This is a genomic window from Rhizobium sp. CFBP 8762 (assembly GCF_014841565.1).
In the GTDB taxonomy this organism is placed as follows: Bacteria; Pseudomonadota; Alphaproteobacteria; order Rhizobiales; family Rhizobiaceae; genus CFBP-8762.
Map to the genome: position 1 here is coordinate 1 of NZ_JACYUD010000002.1, position 19,265 is coordinate 19,265.

The window sequence follows — 19,265 nt, forward strand, 5'->3', positions numbered from 1 at the left end:
ATCACATAAAATCTGATTTGGGAATCTGCCGCCGGAAGCTACTCAACTGACGACACGCCCTAATATCGCCTGTAGATATCCCCACTTTACCGGCAAAGTCTAGAAGCAAAAAATAACGGCAGTGAGCATAAATTATAGGCATTATAAATACTTGACTTGATTTTGTGCATCCAATAACAATTTTCACCAGTTGGTAAAAATTGGGGAACACATCTATGACCAGCAAAATTCTTTTGTCCCGGCGCGGGGTTCTTGCGTCTGGTCTTGCGCTCAGCGCGTCCGCCTTTATCCCTTTTGCTCGAGCTGCTGCGCCGGTCAAAGTCGCTGGTATTCACGGCTCTCCAGTGGAAAATGCATGGAATTCCGTGCTGCACAAAGCGTTGCAGGATGCCGCGAAAGAGGGCGTTATCGAATACGTATTTTCGGAGGGGGTGTCGGGTACAGACTATCCGCGGGCGATGCGAGAATATGCTGAACAGGGCGCGAAACTGATTGTCGGTGAGACATTTCCAGTTGAGAAACAGGCCCGCGAAGTTGCCGTCGATTACCCAGACACTGCGTTTCTGATGGGGTCGAGCGGCAAGGAGGCCTGGGAAAATTTCGGTGTGTTCGGAACATGGAACTTCGATGGCGCCTATCTCGCAGGCATGCTGGCCGGCAAAATGACGAAATCGAATGTGGTTGGCTCAGTTGCCGCAATGCCGATTCCAGAGGTTAATATGCTGGTCAACGCCTTTGGCGCGGGCGTAAAGGCCGTCAATCCCGATGCCAAGCACCTCGTGACCTTCATTGGCACGTTCTTCGATCCACCAAAAGCGCGTGAAGCGGGGCTTGCACAGATCGATGCCGGTGCGGACGTGCTGTTCGGCGAGCGTATCGGCACAGCCGACGCTGCGAAAGAGCGCGGGATCAAATCGGTTGGTTCGCTGATTGATTATACGCCGCGTTATCCGGAAACCGTATTCGCCAACGCGCTTTGGAATTTCCGTCCGATCCTCAACGCAGCCCTTGCAGACGCGACTGCGGGCAAGGCCACTGGTCGGGACTACACAGCGTACGGCTTGATGAAGGAGGGCGGCAGCGACATCGTGTTCGTTAAGGGTGTCGCATCCGCGGAAGCGGAAGCCGCCATGGAAGCCAAGCGTGCAGAGATCAAAGCTGGCACCTTTGAAGTGCCACGCGTGATGGACGAACCGAAGTAACCGGACTGCACAATGCTACATGATGCAACGTCACTGGCTGATGCGATCCGCACGGGTCGCGTTAGTGCGGTGGAAGCCATGCACGCGTCTCTCGATCGGGCTGAGAAATGCGCAGATCTGGGCTCGATTTCGTATCTCGACCCCGATCTGGGCCTGCGAGCGGCCCGAGCTATCGATAAACGGCTGCTTGCCGACGCAGGGATGGCAGTGCCGTTTGGCGGTGTGCCGAGCCTCGCCAAGGATCTAGGAGGTCCTTTTGCGGGCCTTCCTGTTGCGGGCGGCTCCCGCATGATCGAGCGCGGAGTGCCGCAGCCGGGGTCTGATATTGCCACACGACTAAGCGCAACTGGTTTGTGCTTCTTCGGCCTGACGACAGTTCCGGAAATGGGTCTCTCACTGTCCAGCGAGCCGGATGCCGGACCCATATGCCGAAATCCATTGGACCCCGCTTTGACGCCGGGTGGCTCTTCAGGCGGTGCGGCAGCCGCCGTGGCCGCGGGAATCGTTGCCATCGCCCATGCCACGGACGCCGGGGGATCAATTCGGGTTCCCGCTGCCTGCTGCGGGCTTGTAGGGCTGAAGGCAAGCCGTGGAGTTTTGCCCGCTGGCCCCGGCTTCGGTAATCATCTGGGCGGTATTGCCAGTGAGCTGGCTGTCTGTCGCTCGGTGCGAGACCTGAAGACGGTGTTTGAATGTGCCAGAGGCACAGCGCGAGGGCCCTTTGCTGACCCTGATCTGATTGCGGCTGCATCCGGCTCTTTGCGCATTGGCATTGTCAGCGCGTGCGGCCCGGACTTTTCCGTTGATGCCGACCGTGCAGCCGCTGTCGATGCTGCCGGTTCTGCGCTTGAGTCGGAAGGGCATTCTCTGGTGCGTATACCCTGGAGCAGGCTGGCAGATGCGGCTCGGGTAAGCGGCAGCGTGTTTGCCGATATTATCGGGGTCAATCTGGCGAATTTTGTCCATACCGCAGCGCTGGATGTGCGAAAGGCCGAACGTCTGACACAAGCCTTCGCAAACCGCGGGCAAGCGCTCAGCGGCCAATCGCTTTGGGCATCGCTGGACGCCGGGGTGCAGGCAAGCCGAACCCTGTGGAATATTTTTGATGACATTGACGTTCTGCTGACCCCGATGCTGTCCAGCGCACCACTGCCCATCGGCTCCTTACCCTTCGACCATGATGACACCGGGTTGCACATTCAGCGCATGGCTGCTTTTGCGCCTCTGGCGTCTCTGCCCAACATTACCGGCTTTCCCGCGCTAACCTTGCCGTTTGGTACAGATGCCGCAGGCCTGCCGCTCCCTGTCCAGATCATCGGTCCGATGGGGCATGATCTTGTTCTACTGTCACTGGCACAGCGGTTGGAACGGGATGGCCGCTGGCAGCATCGATTTTCCGTTGCGGGACTGGACGCATGAACAAACCTGTTCTGGACATTATAAGGGTCAGCAAGCGGTTCGGCTCGACCCTTGCCAATGACGATATCTCGCTGTCGCTCGGCAAGGGGGAAATCGTTGCGCTGCTTGGCGAAAATGGCGCAGGCAAGACGACGCTGATGAGCATACTCTTCGGGCACTACGTTCCCGATACGGGCCGGGTGCTGATCGACGGACAGCAACTACCGCCCGGTAAACCGAGAGCAGCAATCCGCGCGGGTATTGGCATGGTGCACCAGCACTTTGCTTTGGCGCCCAACCTCACCGTGCTGGACAACGTAACGACCGGCACGGAGAGCCTTTGGTCACCGAGGTCGCGCCGACTGGAAGCGCGCACGAAGCTAATGGCGATCTCGCAGCGCTTCGGCCTGAAGGTCGATCCGGATGCAAGGCTCGGCGACCTTTCGGTAGGTGAGCAGCAGCGCGTGGAGATTTTGAAAGCGCTGTATAATGAGGCTCGGATTCTGGTCCTCGATGAACCGACAGCCGTGCTGACGCAAATTGAATCCGAGCGATTGTTTACAACGTTGAAAGACATGGCAGCGCAGGGCCTGTCGCTTATTTTCATTTCGCACAAGCTGGACGAGGTCATGTCCGCTGCAGACCGTGTGGTGGTGCTGCGTGGCGGTCGCCATGTGGCGGAGCGAAGGACGACGGAAACCACAAAAGCCGAACTTGCCGAACTGATGGTGGGACGCACAGTCACCCGGCCTGTCAGAGCGCCATCAACGCCTGGCGAACGGGTGCTGGAGGCCGTAGGCGTGAGCGTGCGTGCTGGCGGTGTCGATCGACTGAAGTCAGTGGATTTTCATCTATGCGCGGGCGAAGTGCTTGGCATCATAGGCGTTTCAGGCAACGGGCAGGCCACGCTGGCACAGCTTTTGTCCGGCACGTTGGCCAAGAGCGGCGGCGATATTCGATTGTTTGGCAAAGAGGTGAACCGCCTTTCAGTCGAAGACGCAGTAGCGGCTGGTATTGGCCGCATCCCGGAGGACCGGAACCGGGAAGGGGCCATCGGCGAGATGACAATCTGGGAAAACGCGATACTGGAACGGCTGGGCTCGTTTGCCAGCCGTGGATTGGTGGATCGAAAGGCGGCCATTGCCTTCGCGCAGACAATAATCGATCAGTTCGATGTTCGCGGCGGCACGCCCACCAGCCGCACCCGGCTATTGTCGGGCGGCAACATGCAGAAGCTCATTCTGGGACGCAATCTGATCAACCGGCCGCGCATACTGCTTGCCGCGCAGCCCGCGCGGGGGCTGGATGAAGGTGCCGTTGCAGCGGTGCATGAGCGCATTCTCGATGCGCGGCGACAGGGCGCAGCCGTGCTTTTAATCTCGGAAGATCTGGATGAGGTCATGGCGCTTGCCGACCGCATACAGGCCATTGTCGGTGGCAGGCTATCGCCGCCTATTGGCTCTGAAGAGGCATCGGCGCGCCGGTTAGGGCTGATGATGGCCGGTGAGTGGATGCAGGAGGCGGCCCATGCGGTTTGAACGGCGCGAACATCGCTCGGTGGCGCTCGTCATCGCAACACCGCTGATTGCTATTGCCTCGGCACTTGCTATCGCTGGCGTTCTGATTGTCATTGCCGGTGCGCCGGTTCTGGAAGCCTATTGGCGTATTCTGCAAGGGGCATTCGGCTCTCGGCTTGCAGCAACCGAAACGCTGACCCGCGCAACACCTTTGATTTTAACAGGGTTGGCTGCGGCGGTCGCGTTTCGGGCTCGGCTTTGGAATATTGGCGCTGAGGGGCAGTTGTATTTCGGTGCTATCACGGTGGCATGGGCAAGCTCCCGATTTTTGGGGGATATGCCGTCCATCCTACAAATTCCGCTGCTTCTGATGTTGGGAGCGCTTGCTGGCATGGCGCTTCTGCTGGTGCCGCTCTGGATGCGGTTGCGATTCTCCGTTGATGAGGTGGTGACGACGCTGCTGTTGAATTTCGTTGCCGTGCTGATTGTGTCCATGCTGATTGATACGGTCTTGAAAGATCCGATGGCGTTTGGCTGGCCCCAGTCGCAGCCGGTGGCGGATGCGGCGATGTTGCCGAAGATTCTGGCGCGCTCGCGGCTGCATATTGGCCTGTTGATCGCTGTTGTTCTTGCGCTCGTTCTGGCGTTTGTCGAAGCCCGCACCGTCTTCGGTCTGCAATCGCGCGCCGCCGGTCTCAATCCACAGGGTGCTGCCTATGCCGGTGTGCCGCTCAAGCGCACGCTCGTCATTGTAGCGTGCATATCCGGTGGACTGGCCGGGCTGGCAGGTGCTGTGGAGGTGATGGGTGTGCAGGGCTATGTGACAACAGAACTTTCCCGTGGCTATGGATATTCCGGCATTGTGGTGGCTATGCTGGCCAATCTCAATCCGTTCGGCGTCGTCTTGGCAGGGCTGTTTACGGCCACCATGTTCGTGGGCGCGGATGGCATGAGCCGCAGCCTTGGCATTCCCAGCTATATTGCCGATGTCATCGTGGCACTGTCTTTGCTGACTATGCTGATCGCCGTCTTCTTTACCCAATACAGGATTCGCCGATGAGCGCCGTGTTTGACATACTTGCATCGGCGGGGCTGTGGGCAGCGGTCTTCCGCATCGCCACGCCTCTGATTCTCGGCACGCTTGGCGCGCTGCTGTGCGAGCGGGCAGGGGTGCTCAATCTCGGTATTGAAGGCATCATGACCTTCGGCGCGATGATTGGCTGGTTGACGGTCTACAACGGCGCGGATCTCTGGACGGGCTTTCTCGTGGCAGCGCTGGCTGGCGGTTTGTTCGGCTTGCTGCATGCGGGCCTGACGGTCACGCTCGGCCTTTCGCAGCATGTGGCGGGATTGGGCGTTACGCTGTTTGCTGCCAGTTTCAGCTATTATGTATTCCGTCTGGCCGTGCCTGTGGCCGGTACGCCACCGACAATTACGCCGTTCCAGCCGATTGCCATTCCGGGCTTGAGTGATCTCCCCTTCGTGGGCCCGGCATTTTTCGTCCAGACGCCGCCCACCTATGTTGCTATTCTGCTGGCTCTGGTGCTTGCCTACCTGATTTTCCGTACGCCGCTTGGCCTTGCCATCCGCATGACGGGCGAAAACCCCCATGCGGCGGAAGCGCAGGGCATCAATCCGATGGCTGTGCGCTATGGCGCGGTCATTGCTGGCAGTGCATTGATGGGCATGGCAGGTGCGTTTTTGACATTGTCGGCCTTCAACAGCTTTTTTCCGACCATGGTGCAGGGGCGCGGCTGGATTTGCATTGCGCTCGTCGTCTTTTCGTCGTGGCGGCCGGAACGGGCGTTGCTCGGCGCGCTGCTGTTCGCGTTTTTTGATGGCTTCCAGCTTCGGCTGCAAACCGTGCTTGGGGGTGCAGTTCCCTACCAACTGTTTCTGATGATTCCCTATGTCCTGTCCATCGCGGCGCTGGCGCTGATGGCGCGTCGCGCGCGTGTTCCGCAAGCGTTGATGCAGCCCTATCGGCGCGGCGAGCGTTGATGTGTTTGCGTTGCAATACCCGAGGAGAGCAGCATGTTTGACCTGATTATCCGAAACGCCAACCTACCCGATGGTCGTCAAGGTATCGATATCGGGCTGGCTGACGGCAAAATCGTGGCTGTGGAAAAGCTGTTGCAGGCGTCTGCGGGCGAGGAAATCGATGCGAGCGGCAGGCTTGTCAGTCCGCCCTTCTGCGATCCGCATTTTCACATGGATGCAACCCTTTCGCTGGGATTGCCGCGCATGAATGTCTCCGGCACGCTGCTGGAAGGAATCGCGCTCTGGGGCGAGTTGCGGCCCTTGTTAACGAAGGACGCTCTAGTCGAACGCGCGCTGCGCTATTGTGATCTGGCGGTCTCCCAGGGTCTTCTGTTTATTCGCAGCCATGTCGATACGTCCGATCCGCGTCTGGTGACGGCAGAGGCTATGCTGGAGGTGCGCGAGCGCGTCGCGCCCTACATCACGTTGCAACTGGTTGCCTTTCCGCAGGATGGCTATTACCGCGCGCCGGATGGCGCGGCCTCGCTGGAACGTGCGCTGGATATGGGTATCGATATCGTCGGGGGCATTCCGCATTTCGAGCGAACAATGGACGATGGTCGCCGCTCCCTGGAAGCGCTTTGCCGGATTGCGGCGGAGCGTGGGTTGCCGGTGGATATTCACTGCGATGAAAGCGACGATCCTCTGTCCCGTCATATTGAAACACTGACGGCAGAAACGATACGCCACGGCCTGCAGGGGCGCGTGGCCGGATCGCACCTGACCTCCATGCATTCCATGGACAATTATTATGTCTCGAAGCTTATTCCCCTGATGGCGGAAGCCAAGATCAACGTCATTCCAAACCCGCTGATCAACATCATGTTGCAGGGCCGCCACGATACCTATCCCAAGCGTCGCGGCATGACGCGGGTGCGCGAACTGATGGATGCTGGGCTGAATGTGTCCTTCGGGCAGGATTGCGCAATGGACCCTTGGTATTCCATGGGCTCGGGCGATATGCTGGAGGTGGGCCACATGGCCATTCACGTGGCGCAGATGGGCGGCATAGAAGACAAGAAGAAAATTTATGACGCGTTGACCGTCAACTCCGCCAAGACCATGGGGTTGAACGGCTATGGCCTCGATGTCGGCTGCAACGCCGATTTAATAGTACTGCAAGCTTCCGATGTTGTGGAAGCGCTGAGACTGAAGCCGACACGCCTTTATGTAATTAAGAACGGCAACGTCATCTCTCGAAGTGCACCTCGGATTGGTGAACTTTTCCTCAAGGGCAGGCCCACGAGCATTGACCCCGGATTGGACTACGTACCCGCATCGGGTTGACAACAATGTGTAAACACAGTCGCGTACAATTCGGCTCCGGTTCAGCACGAAGTTCGAACTGAATTTTAACGAAATCTTAAATACGGGCAAATGCGAAATAAATTGCCTTAAGAGTCCTTTTCCTTGGCAAGAATGTCTTCGAGCGCCGCGAAGCTAGAATAAAATTGCTCGTGGTCAGGCCCCGCTTCTCATATGTTACACCCCACACAAGGAGCCATTTGATGCCTGCCAACACCATCGCCAGAACCATTTTCGGACTCGCTCTCTCCGTCGCTACACTGGTAGCCACACATGCTTCCGCGGACGCCACCCTGGACCGCATCAAGGGCCGTGGCAAACTGACGGTTGGCGTTATCCTGTCTGGTGCGCCGTTCGGCTTTATCGCCCCGAAGTCGCAGGAGCAGAAGGGTTACAATGTCGACCTCGCCAAGGCGCTGGCCGCCGATCTGGGTGTTGAACTGGAAACGGTCACGGTAACGCCGCCAAACCGTGTTCAGTTTTTGCAGCAGGGCAAGGTCGATATCTTGATCGCCAACATGCAGTACACGGACGAGCGCGCCAAAGTGCTTGATTACGTTCCGACACCTTACGACCGCGCCGGTGGTGCGGCTGTCGTGCGCAAGGATAGTGGCCTGAAAGACTGGGCTGACCTCAAGGGCAAGCCGGTCTGCATTTCGCAGGGTTCAAACTACGCGCAGCCGCTTGCGGAAACCTACGGCGCCGTTGTGAAAGGCTTGCCAAGCCAGCCCGAATCGCTGCTCGCCCTTCAAGGTGGCAATTGCGTTGCCGCCGTTCATGTCGGTGCGACTGTGGGTCTGCTGCTCCAGGACCGCGCTGACGAATGGAAGGATTACGAAATTCCTTTCCCAACAGAATTGATTCCGTCCGATAGCGTTATCTGGCTGCGCCAGGGCGAAAAGGACACGCAGGCGGCACTCGACGGAGCCGTGAAAAAACTGCATGCTTCTGGAAAGATGCTTGAACTGGCAAAGGCCAATCGCCTACTCAACACTCAGTATCTTGAGGAAGAAAACAAGAAGCTTTCCGCCAAGTAGGCGGACGGCGCCGGTAGAGCCATATGCAGGACATGAACCTGACCGGCCTGTTCATCGATCTAATGGGCAAGCTAGGTCTTAATTACGAATTTCTGGCAACGGGTTACGAAGCTCAAATTTGGCGTGACGGATTTATCACCACGCTTTACCTTGTCGCAGTTACCATCCCCGTCAGTCTGATTGTCGGCCTGATCTTTGCGGCCTGCCTGACGTCGGGCAGGCTTTGGCTTTCTGCGCCCGTCCGTGCCTTTGTGGAGCTGACCCGCAACACACCGACGCTGGTGCAACTGATGTTCAGTTTTCTTGTGCTGAACACTGTTGTTTCCAACATGCTCGGTGGTGCGCAGAACAATCCGCTTTCACCATTCTTCTGGGTTGTGGCTGTTGTTGGCCTTCACGTTGCGGCGCTGCACGCTGAGGCTATCCGTGGTGGCATCGAGGCCGTGCCAGCATCGATGATCGAGGCCGCGCGCGGCATGGGCTTCAGCCAGTTTGAAATCCTGCGTTATGTGCAGATCCCGCTCGCATTTCGGTTGTCGCTGCCCGCCATCGTCAACGGTCTGATCAGCCTCGTCAAATCGACCACCGTTGGCAACGCTATCGCGGTCAGTGAAATCACCTACGCGTCTATCATGGTCTGGACGCAGCGCGATAATGTGGTGGAACTGATGATCGTGCTTCTCGCCTTTTTCAGCCTGATCAATTTTGTCGTGGCCCGGGTCGGTGGGTGGGTTGAACGCAGGCTCGCCATTCCGGGATATGGCCTATGAGCATGCCCGCAACTCAAGCGCCTGAAACAAATACAAGCAGCCGTGTGTTGCGTTATATCGGTTTCATAGCGATGCCTATGTTGGTCGTCGTCTGGTCGCTGATCGATCCGACGCTGGGCAAGGAATTGCTGGAGTGGGTTCCGTATCTGGCATCCGGCTTTTCGATGAATATTCTCATCACCATCTGTGCGGTTACGTTGGGCACCTCGGCAGGGGTGATTTTGGGGCTCATGCAGCTTGCGTCGTATTGGTTCGTTCGCTGGCCCGCGCAGATCTATGTTCAAATTTTCCGCAATGCGCCAGCGCTGGTGCTGATTTTTGCGACCACGTATATCTTTCCATTCGAGATCGTCCTGTTCGGCAATTACTTGCCTTTCCCGGACTGGGTTAAGGCAGTCATTGGCCTTGCTATTCTTTCCAGTGCCTACATCGCCGAAATTACCCGCGGTGCCGTTCTGTCAATCCCCACGACGCAATGGGAGGCGACCAAAGGTCTCGGCTTTTCGCGTTTGCAGGCATTGCGCTTCGTCATACTGCCACAATGCGTGCGTCGCTCGTTGCCGCCATGGATGAATGTGGCGTCGTCGATGGCTATGGGCACCTCGCTGGCCTCACTGGTCGGTGTCCATGAATTGATGCATGCTGCAACGGACGCCAGCACCGCGGTGCGCCGGCTCGACTTCACCATCATCGCCTATGTTGTCGTCATGGCGGCCTTTTTCACGCTCTGCTACCCGATTGCCCGCCTGACTCGGCGCCTCGAACAGCGCTTCAACGCGGGATGAAGGAATTTTTCATATGACTGCATCCACCGACTCCGCGATTGTGAAATTGGAAGACGTGCACCTGTCCTTCGGCCAGACGGAGGTGCTCAAGGGCATTGACCTTGCCGTCAACAAGGGCGATGCAGTGTCGATCATCGGCCCGTCCGGCTCCGGCAAGTCTACTATTTTGCGCTGCATCAACGCATTGGTGACGCCGCAGAGCGGCAAAATCACTGTTGCCGGAACGCGTGTCGACCAGTTGACAAAAGAAAGCGAGCGGATTGCGCTTCGCAAGCGTGTCGGCATTGTTTTTCAGCAATACAATCTGTTTCCGCACCTGACAGTGCTCGACAACATCGTGCTGGCACCAACCCGTATTCTCGGAGAGGACAAAACCGCCACTGTCAAGCTTGCCCGCGAGTTGCTGGAAAAAGTACGCTTGTCTGAAAAGGCAGACGCTTACCCCGGCCAATTGTCTGGCGGCCAGCAACAGCGTGTGGCGATAGCCCGTGCGCTCGCCATGAAGCCGGAACTGGTTCTGTTTGACGAGGTTACCTCCGCGCTCGACCCCGAAACTGTGGGCGAGGTTTTGTGGGTGATCCGCGACCTTATTCGTGACGGCATGACAAGCATTCTCGTGACCCATGAAATGCGGTTTGCCGAAGAGATTAGCGACACTGTGGTCTTTACAGAAAATGGGCGCATCGTTGATACCGGTTCACCACAACAGATCTTTCATACCTCGGACAATCCGCGCATCCGCCAGTTTGTAGGTGGCTTGTCCGGGCGCGGCGCGGTGCGCGACGGCGAAGGAATTTAAAGATGGCGCTCCTCAACGCACCACTGACCACCGCATTCGCCACCGCAATTGCTCACTCCGATCCGAGGAGCGATGCCGTTGCTATGGATGCAGCGCGCACGGCGATCATCGATTTCTTCGCCTGCGCCATCGCCGGTGCAGCCGACCGCACCACCAGCATTCTGGCCGAGGCTGTCGGTGCCAATCTGCCGGGTGAGGCGATCCTTGTGGGCAGCAACAGGAAAACGGATCCGCTTGTTGCTGCCGTGGTCAACGGTTATGCCGGGCATGTGCTGGATTATGACGATGTCCATGCCAGCGTGCGCGGTCATCCGACAACCGTCATCATTCCGGCGTTGATCGCCCTTGCCGCCGAGCGCGAATTTTCTGCCGAAGAATTTATCGCAGCCTATGTGGTCGGCCTTGAGGCTATGGCGCGACTTGGCCTCTCGCTTGGCTCCAGACATTATGAGAATGGCTTTCACGCCACCGCAACGCTCGGTCCCATCGGTGTGGTGGCTGCGATTTCCCATCTGACCGGCGCATCCGTTGAGAACACGGCCACCGCGCTGGGACTCGCAGCAACACAGGCAGCTGGGCTGCGGCTGCAATTTGGCTTCGATGCGAAACCATATCATGCTGGCATGGCGGCGCGCTCCGGCCTTCTCGCTGCACGTCTTGCTAAGGCCGGTTTCAGCGGCGCGCGAGATTTTCTCGATAACGCCGTAGGTTTCCATTCGGCTTATGCATTCGGTGCCGGAAAGCCGGAACTTGCAAGCGAAAACTGGGGCGCGCCGTGGCAGATTGTCTCGCCTGGCTTGACACTGAAAGCCTATCCCTGCTGCACGGCCAGCCACCCGGTCGCCTCTCTTGGGATCGATCTGCACCGGGAAGGATTAAGCGCGGAACAGATTGAAAATATCATCTTCACCTATCCGCCCGGTGCTGATGCCGCGTTGGTGGTCACAAAACCGACCAACGGCATCGAGGCGCGTTTCAGCCCGGAATACGTGTTTTCTGCCGCCTTGATCGATGGCGCGTTGCGGCTTGATCATTTTGACGACCGCCCCGTCGAAAACCGGATCATGACCCTCGCCACCCGCGCGGGTCGCCGTCATGACGAAAGCGCGCCGCGTATGTCAAACGATCCAAGCACGCGTTTTGTCGTATTGGATCTTTCGCAAAAGGATGGCAGCACGATCACTCGTCGCTTCGACGGCCTCCCGGGCGTGACCGATCCGACGGATAAGTTTCGCGACGCAACCGTTGGCAATCCTGCATTCGCCGACATTCCCGATCTTGTCCGCAGCATGAGGAGCAATGCCGACCTGACCCGGCTGCTTGCCCTGCTCAATCAGAACCACATTTGACGAAAGATGTTGCCATGAGTGTCAAGAGACAAATCCATCTCGGCCTTTTCCTGCAGGGCGCGGGCCACCACGTTTCAGGCTGGCGTCACCCGCAGGCCGAGGCTGGCAGCGAGAATTTCGACCTCCTGCGGCGCGTGTCGCAGATGGCCGAACAGGCAAAATTTGATATGGTGTTTCTGGCCGACGGCCTGACCAGCGGTGTCGATGCACACCCGTCCACCATCGCCCGTTTCGAGCCACTGACCCTGCTGGCAGCGCTGGCCATGGTCACGGACAAGATCGGCCTTGCCGCCACATCATCCACCACCTATGGCGAGCCCTATCACACGGCGCGTGCGTTTTCCTCGATTGACCATTTGAGCCATGGCCGCGCCGCCTGGAACATTGTCACCACGTCTTACGCCAACACGGCCAACAATTTTTCCCGGTCGCATCCAGAACATGACGAACGGTATGCCGTGGCGGAAGAATTTGTCGATGCGGTGAGGGGCCTGTGGGACAGTTGGGACGACGACGCATTCGTCAAGAACAAGGAGACGGGTGTTTATGCCGACCCAAACAAGGTGCATGTACTGGATCACAAGGGTAAATATCATTCGGTCAAGGGACCGCTGAATATTCCGCGTTCGCCGCAGGGCCATCCCATTCTCATCCAGGCCGGTTCCTCCGGCCCCGGTCAGGATCTTGCGGCGCGTACCGCCGATGTGGTGTTTACCGCCCAGCAAAGCCTTTCCGAAGCGCAAGCGTTCTACAAGAGCTTGAAACAGCGCGTTGAGAAGGCCGGTCGTCGCGCTGATGACGTCGCCGTCATGCCCGGTTTTCTACCGGTCATTGGCCGTACAATGAAGGAGGCGGCCGACAAGCTTGCTGAACTCGATCAGTGGACCGACCTTAAAAGCGCCATGCCGCTCTTGGAAGAACGCATCGGCCACAGTCTTGCCGATTACGACCCGGATGGACCGCTACCGGACCTGCCGATCTCCGACCAACTGCGTAGCCGTGCCGAGTTGTTGACAGCGCTTGCTCGCCGCGAGAACTTGTCAATTCGACAACTGGCATTGCGTGTTGCTGCTGGTCGCGGGCACCATATCGTACTGGGAACGCCTTCGGACATCGCCGACCGTATGCAGCAATGGTTCGATGGCCGCGCGGCCGATGGTTTCAACGTCATGCCGCCCTTTTTCCCCGGCGGACTAGAAGAATTCACCCAGCTCGTCGTGCCGATCCTGCAAGAGCGTGGCCTGTTCCGGACAGACTACACCGGCTCGACCCTGCGTGATCATTTAGGTCTGACCCGGCCGGCACTTTAGATTTTGTTGCCATTTAGCGTCGAGCGCAACGGCAATGTTTGTCTTGGCCGGCGCGATGTAGTGCCAGTCCACCTTGGCCCGATCCGTCCATTTCAGGATCGCGTTGCGGGTGAACCCGCTGCCATTGTCACGCATTGCAACCGAAATGAATATCGTTGTTTAACTGCCGCAGCTCGGTAGCGCGTTAGTCGGTCGATCCGGAGATAATGACACCGACCTTCTGAAAGCTCGCCAGATCATCGGTGGCGTCAAACACTTGTTCGGAATGGGACTGAATGGTTCCTGTGCGAATCTCTGTTATAGAGACGTGTTCCAAGCTTAAACTTCGTTGGCCGCTGCGCGTAGCGGTTTGCTGGCGGAAGCAGCGTCTGCTTCTGATTTGCCTGCCCGAGCGGCCTGCCTTGTTATCTGTACGACCTCAGCAATGAGCGGTGCTCCAAGCCATCTGATGATGGAATCAAGTCCCTAGCAGATTTTTGTCAGCTCGTGTTGACAGCATGGCCGAACCGGCTTGACGTTTTTGTCAAGATATATAAGGGCACTTGCAACTAACTAAGCTCGAACGCGTTACGAAGCCAAATCTTTCAAACCCGCTTTCAGCGCCAGCCCAGGAATTTGTTATGAGCAACGTCGACACAAGGGCTGCCGCTGCAACGGTGGTGCCTAGATCCCGTTCACTTAAGGCCCTGAGCGCTGTTAACTTTTTCCTTGCCGACGTGCGAGACGGGCTCGGTCCATTCCTCGGAATCTTTCTGATCGGGCAGGGATGGAGTACCGCGACAATCGGCGTCGTCATGACGATTGGGGGTATTGCCGGGATGCTCGCCACAACACCGCTCGGCGCACTGGCAGACGCGTCTAAAGCCAAGCGCTTTATGGTGGCGTTTTGTGCCGCTCTGGTCATCGTCGCATCGCTTGCGATCCTTTTTGTCCCGACTGTCGCCTTTGTTACCGCGTCGCAGATTGCAACGGGCATCGCGGGTGCCGCGATAGGTCCGGCCATTGCAGGGCTCACACTCGGACTGGTCGGGCAGGGGGGTCTTGCCCCGCAGCTAGGACGCAACGAGGCCTGGAACCATGGCGGCAATGTCTTTGCCGCTGCCGGTGCTGGCTTCTTTGGCTATGAGTTCGGATTGACGGCGGTTTTCATTTTAATGACGCTTATGGCCATTGGTTCAATCGCAGCAGTACTGACCATCAAGGCCGATGACATTGACCATGACGCCGCACGCGGCATCGAGAAGAGCGACGGGAAAGAAAAACAAGCGCCATCGGGTTTCAGCGTTTTGTGGAAATCAACGCCGCTGATCATACTGGCCGCGACGCTCATGCTGTTTCACTTCGGGAACGGTGCGATGCTTCCGCTTCTTGGCCAACAGGTTGCTACCCAGTCTTCTACTCAGACCGATGCCAACACGCCAACGCCAGCGACTTCGATCAATGCAGCAAACGGACAGACCGACCAACCAACAATGGTGCCGCCGGGGCAGTCGACACCCGGCCAGCCGGCAGCAAAGCCAGTCAATCAGCATAGCACGCTTGAAAGCCTTCTCTCCGATCCGGTTTCCTACACCGCTGCCACCGTGATTATTGCGCAACTCACAATGATACCGATTGCGCTGCTGGCAGCCGGATTTGCTGGAAGGCGAGGCTACTTCCTGCTTCTTGTTGCAGCTCTAATCGCGCTTCCCATTCGTGGCCTGATAGCTGGCCTATGGCCGAATCCCTATGCATTGATCCCAGTTCAGATGCTGGATGGTGTCGGTGCAGGTTTGCTGGGCGTGGCGGTTCCCGGCCTCGTCGCTCGCATCTTGAAAGGCACCGGGCATATCAATGCCGGACTTGGCGCCGTGATGACCGTCCAGGGTATCGGTGCCTCCTTGAGTCCCGCTATCGCCGGTGTCATCGTCTCAACCTACGGCTTCTCTGTCGCGTATCTTGCCCTTGCTGGATTTGCGGTCTGCGGCTTGATCATTTGGCTGGTGTCAATGCGCAAAGTGGCAGCGGCGTGCGCCGGAACCGACTAAAGGTTTTGTGTTTTGCCACTGTTGATAACGGCTGGCGCTCTTTGCCGGGTGCCCAGATAAACCCTAGGTCTTCACATGACAGCAAGCTTAAGCCTCGCAACCTGGATTATCAGTGCGCTGACGGTGTTTGGCGTTATATTCAGGCCTATGCGCTGGCCGGAATGGACCTTCGCTGTCGCTGGTGCTTTCATCCTTTTAATAACCGGTCTGCTGCGCTGGTCAAACGCAGTTCAAGGCGTTTTGTCGGGAACAGACGTTTATCTGTTTTTGGCTGGTATGATGCTTCTGGCCGAAATAGCTCGGCGGGAGGGACTGTTTGACTACCTGGCTGCATATGCGGCTCGTGCGGCGAAGGGTTCACCTCACCGATTGTTCTGGCTTGTCTATGTCATGGGTACGTTCGTGACCGTTTTTCTGTCGAACGATGCCACCGCTGTGGTCTTGACGCCAGCCGTTATCGCGGTCTCACGAGCAGCAAAAGTTTCCTCGGCGCTCCCGTATCTTCTCGTGTGCGCGTTCGTTGCGAACGCTGCGTCGTTCGTCCTGCCGATCTCCAATCCAGCCAATCTGGTTGTCTTCGGCGAAGATCTTCCGGCACTCGGCCCTTGGCTTGCCCGGTTCGCGCTCCCGTCCGCCGTGGCCATTGCGGCGACGTTCTTTCTGCTGCGCTGGACCCAACGTCATGATTTGCAAGGCCGAATTGAGACGGATATTGCCATTCCTGAGTTGTCGCGAGGCGGAGGCGTCGCGGCATTTGGCCTTACGGCTGCTGCTATCATGCTTATGGCCTCATCATCGTTCGGTCTAGAACTTGGATTGCCGACCTTTGCGGCCGGTGTCCTTACAGCGCTTGCGGTAACCGTTGCCGAGCGCTCGAACCCGTTGCCGCTTGTGAAAGACATCTCCTGGGGAACCTTGGCACTGGTTGCAGGCCTGTTTGTCATCGTTCGTGCAGTCGAATTAAGCGGCCTGCAGCAGATATTGATCGATACGCTTCAGCCGCTTCTGAACGGCCACCCGCGGACCGGTGCCGTACTTGCCGGTGTTGTGTTGGCGTTCGCAACAAACCTAACCAACAATCTGCCGCTTGGGCTGATGGCGGGCGCCTTCACCACAGCGGCCGATCTGCCGGGGAAGGTCATCGATAGTATTCTCGTCGGCATTGACATCGGACCTAATCTCTCGGTCACGGGTTCGCTCGCAACAATCCTGTGGTTGACGGCGCTGCGCCGCGAAGGCCTGACCTTCAGCGCCTGGAATTTCTTGAAGCTTGGTTTGATAGTTATGCCGCCAACGCTGATCCTTGCACTTGCTGCTGTTGTAGTTCAGCCATGGACCTAGCGCGACCAACGGTTGGATTTGGCGCGGGCAGGTAGATGACGGTTAAGAGCAGCTGGAACAAGTACCAGATCTTAACTAAATCATTAGATAAGATATATTATGGAACTTTAACCAGACCCATGCGATGCCGGATATGTTATTTGACATCAAGCACTTCACATTTATTCTGAAGTGGTCACTGAGCACCTTATAGCCGATCGGTGATCGTTTGACGCACGCACTTTCGTCAATCAACGAAAGCCTATTGCATGATTGCACCGAAACTAACCAACACGAGTATGGCTGTCACTCCAGATGAACTGGCTGTGCAGTATGATGTGTTTCAGCACGCCTGCGCCCTGAAAGGTATCCCGCGTGACCATCCCGATGCGGAAACTGTCGCAACTGGTTTGATTGCGCTGCATCAACAAGGCGTCAAAGGACGACAAAATCTGCTAACGCAGTTTTTCGAGCGTACATCACGTACGTAATTAGTTCGTGACAGCCTGTTCATATCTGCAGTGCAATAAACACAAACTCTTGCACCGCTTCAGCCTTGACGGAACATTCATTGGACTTTTGTGTTTTAGGGCTGAACCTCAAAGGTTCTGCGTTTTTGCGGTGGTGAGTATGAATTCCAAAATTGCGGTGATCGGCTCTGGACCCACGGGTATCTACACACTCAAAGGTCTTATCGCCGCAAAAAAACCTGTCTCCATTACCGTTTTCGAAGTCGAAGCAGACCCCGGGAAAGGCACTCCCTATCACCCTGATATCAACGACCGCGCTATGTTGTCGAATATCGCCAGTATCGAATTGCCTCCCATCTGCGAAACGTTGAATGCCTGGCTTCACCGTCAGTCAGATGCTGATCTTGAACGCCTTGGCGTACCACGCGATATGATTCAGGAACGAGAGTTCTATCCGAGGGTAGTACTGGGCGAATTTCTTCAGGCTCAGTTCGAAATGCTCGTGAAATTGGGACGTGATCGGGGCCATCTGATTGATGTGAAGGCCCGCCACCGGGTTTCGGATATCGCGTTGCGTACCGATGAGATCGCCTTGACGGTGACGATGCCGGATGGAGCGCGCAAAGACTATGTCTTCGACCACGTCGTCATGGCGACCGGCCATGATTGGCCGGAAACAACCGAGATTAAACCGGGCTACTTCATGTCACCGTGGCCCGCCCCGGGGCTGAAAACCATTGCACCGGGATCGGTCGGCATTCTCGGCACCTCGCTGAGTGCCATCGATGCGCTGATCACCGTGTCAACGGCGCACGGTGCTTTTTACATGGATTCGGGTGGTCTCCTTCAGTACCAAAGCGCGCCCGATACCGAAGCCTTTCACACGACGATGATGTCGCGCAAAGGGCTCCTGCCGGAAGCTGATTTCTACTGCCCTATTCCCTACGCACCGTTGACCATCTGTACGGAGGAAGCGGTTGATACTCTCATCGCGTCCGACCGCGCCAATCTACTCGATAAGGTGTTCGAGCTTTTTCGCTCGGAGCTAACCGCGTGTGATCCTGCCTATGCTGCGAAAATCGGTTTGTCCCAGCTAACGGTGGAAACCGTTGCTTCCGCCTATTTTGCAGAGCGTGAGAAGGCAGACCCGTTTGTCTGGGCTGCACAAAACCTGTTGGAGGCGGAGCAGAACAAGGCAAATCGCTACACAGTCCAGTGGCGTTATGCCATTTTACGCATGCACGAAGTGATTGCCCGCGCCGTTCCTAGTCTGGATGAGACGGATCTGAAGCGTTTCCACAAATACTTCAAAACAGTCTTCATCGACGATTATGCAACAGTTCCCCACCAGTCGATACAACGACTTCTGGCTTTGCGGCGCGCCGGCAAACTCGACATCGTTGCACTGGGGTCAGATAGCGAGATCAGCACAGACGGCGTCGATCATGGCGCGGTGGTCAAGTTCGACGACCAACGCCTTGTCTTTGATGCATTCATTGACGCGACGGGTCAGGCATCCCTGTCTGCCCGGGACACACCCTTCCCCACATTAATGTCGCAGGGCGTTGTTCAGAAAGCCAAAACGGTGCAGGACGATACGCTCATGCTTAACACGGCTGGTACGTTGGAAACGGTTCGAACTGACGGCATTGATCTTGATTCAGCGTTCCGCCTCCGTTTTGAACAAAATCTGTCCAACAAACTGTACTGTGCGGCCATTTCCTTTCTTCTGCACAAGCTGCCATTCGTGCAGGGTATCACGAGTGCCCGCGATATTGGTGAGGTGGTATCCTCAGCTATTTTGAATGATCTGGACGATGCGCCAAAATCCGTGGAAAGTATCTTGAAAGCATCTCTCCATCCGGCAGAAAATTTGCCCTCGACGCTGCTTTTTCCTGGAATGGTAACGGCGCAGTAACGCCCCCGTCCACTTTGA

The 19,265-nt window shown here is 57.1% G+C and carries 16 protein-coding genes; all 16 read left to right on the plus strand.

Annotated elements, in window-relative coordinates:
* Positions 1 to 215 precede the first annotated feature (215 nt).
* The 16 genes from IFT84_RS05200 to IFT84_RS05275 all read left to right on the plus strand — a co-directional run bounded on the left by IFT84_RS05200 (position 216) and on the right by IFT84_RS05275 (position 19,247).
* On the plus strand, positions 216 to 1,202 hold the full coding sequence (locus tag IFT84_RS05200; protein ID WP_192117619.1) for a BMP family protein: 987 nt from the start codon (positions 216 to 218) through the stop codon (positions 1,200 to 1,202).
* 12 nt (positions 1,203 to 1,214) lie between these two features.
* Positions 1,215 to 2,621 carry an amidase gene (locus IFT84_RS05205; RefSeq protein WP_192117620.1) on the plus strand — a complete coding sequence of 469 codons (1,407 nt, stop codon included), beginning with the start codon at positions 1,215 to 1,217 and terminating at the stop codon, positions 2,619 to 2,621.
* Positions 2,618 to 4,138 (plus strand): ABC transporter ATP-binding protein, encoded by a 1,521-nt coding sequence (locus IFT84_RS05210; RefSeq protein ID WP_192117621.1) that lies wholly within the window; start codon positions 2,618 to 2,620, stop codon positions 4,136 to 4,138. The genes IFT84_RS05205 and IFT84_RS05210 overlap by 4 nt, the downstream gene beginning before the upstream one ends.
* Positions 4,128 to 5,177 carry an ABC transporter permease gene (locus IFT84_RS05215; protein ID WP_192117622.1) on the plus strand — a complete coding sequence of 350 codons (1,050 nt, stop codon included), beginning with the start codon at positions 4,128 to 4,130 and terminating at the stop codon, positions 5,175 to 5,177. The genes IFT84_RS05210 and IFT84_RS05215 overlap by 11 nt, the downstream gene beginning before the upstream one ends.
* Positions 5,174 to 6,118 (plus strand): ABC transporter permease, encoded by a 945-nt coding sequence (locus IFT84_RS05220; RefSeq protein WP_192117623.1) that lies wholly within the window; start codon positions 5,174 to 5,176, stop codon positions 6,116 to 6,118. The genes IFT84_RS05215 and IFT84_RS05220 overlap by 4 nt, the downstream gene beginning before the upstream one ends.
* A 33-nt stretch (positions 6,119 to 6,151) precedes the next feature.
* Positions 6,152 to 7,444, plus strand: coding sequence for an amidohydrolase family protein (locus tag IFT84_RS05225; RefSeq protein WP_192117624.1), 1,293 nt, complete (start codon positions 6,152 to 6,154; stop codon positions 7,442 to 7,444).
* Positions 7,445 to 7,665: 221 nt separating this feature from the next.
* Positions 7,666 to 8,499 carry a transporter substrate-binding domain-containing protein gene (locus IFT84_RS05230; RefSeq protein ID WP_192117625.1) on the plus strand — a complete coding sequence of 278 codons (834 nt, stop codon included), beginning with the start codon at positions 7,666 to 7,668 and terminating at the stop codon, positions 8,497 to 8,499.
* A gap of 23 nt (positions 8,500 to 8,522) precedes the next feature.
* Positions 8,523 to 9,269 (plus strand): amino acid ABC transporter permease, encoded by a 747-nt coding sequence (locus IFT84_RS05235; protein ID WP_192117626.1) that lies wholly within the window; start codon positions 8,523 to 8,525, stop codon positions 9,267 to 9,269.
* A gap of 71 nt (positions 9,270 to 9,340) precedes the next feature.
* On the plus strand, positions 9,341 to 10,054 hold the full coding sequence (locus IFT84_RS05240) for an amino acid ABC transporter permease (protein WP_244651106.1): 714 nt from the start codon (positions 9,341 to 9,343) through the stop codon (positions 10,052 to 10,054).
* Between the two features lie 13 nt (positions 10,055 to 10,067).
* The gene (locus tag IFT84_RS05245) at positions 10,068 to 10,853 is read left to right on the plus strand and encodes an amino acid ABC transporter ATP-binding protein (protein ID WP_192117627.1); all 786 of its coding nucleotides are present in this window, start codon (positions 10,068 to 10,070) and stop codon (positions 10,851 to 10,853) included.
* A gap of 2 nt (positions 10,854 to 10,855) precedes the next feature.
* Positions 10,856 to 12,202, plus strand: a complete 1,347-nt coding sequence (locus IFT84_RS05250) for an MmgE/PrpD family protein (protein WP_192117628.1) — start codon at positions 10,856 to 10,858, stop codon at positions 12,200 to 12,202.
* Positions 12,203 to 12,216: 14 nt separating this feature from the next.
* On the plus strand, positions 12,217 to 13,512 hold the full coding sequence (locus tag IFT84_RS05255) for an LLM class flavin-dependent oxidoreductase (RefSeq protein ID WP_192117629.1): 1,296 nt from the start codon (positions 12,217 to 12,219) through the stop codon (positions 13,510 to 13,512).
* A gap of 620 nt (positions 13,513 to 14,132) precedes the next feature.
* Entirely contained in the window at positions 14,133 to 15,539 is a 1,407-nt protein-coding gene (locus IFT84_RS05260) for an MFS transporter (RefSeq protein ID WP_192117630.1), read from the plus strand.
* A gap of 75 nt (positions 15,540 to 15,614) precedes the next feature.
* On the plus strand, positions 15,615 to 16,880 hold the full coding sequence (locus IFT84_RS05265) for an arsenic transporter (RefSeq protein WP_192117631.1): 1,266 nt from the start codon (positions 15,615 to 15,617) through the stop codon (positions 16,878 to 16,880).
* A 248-nt stretch (positions 16,881 to 17,128) separates the two neighbouring features.
* Entirely contained in the window at positions 17,129 to 17,350 is a 222-nt protein-coding gene (locus tag IFT84_RS05270; protein ID WP_192117632.1) for a hypothetical protein, read from the plus strand.
* Positions 17,351 to 17,489: 139 nt separating this feature from the next.
* Positions 17,490 to 19,247 (plus strand): FAD/NAD(P)-binding protein, encoded by a 1,758-nt coding sequence (locus IFT84_RS05275; protein WP_192117633.1) that lies wholly within the window; start codon positions 17,490 to 17,492, stop codon positions 19,245 to 19,247.
* Positions 19,248 to 19,265 lie beyond the last annotated feature (18 nt).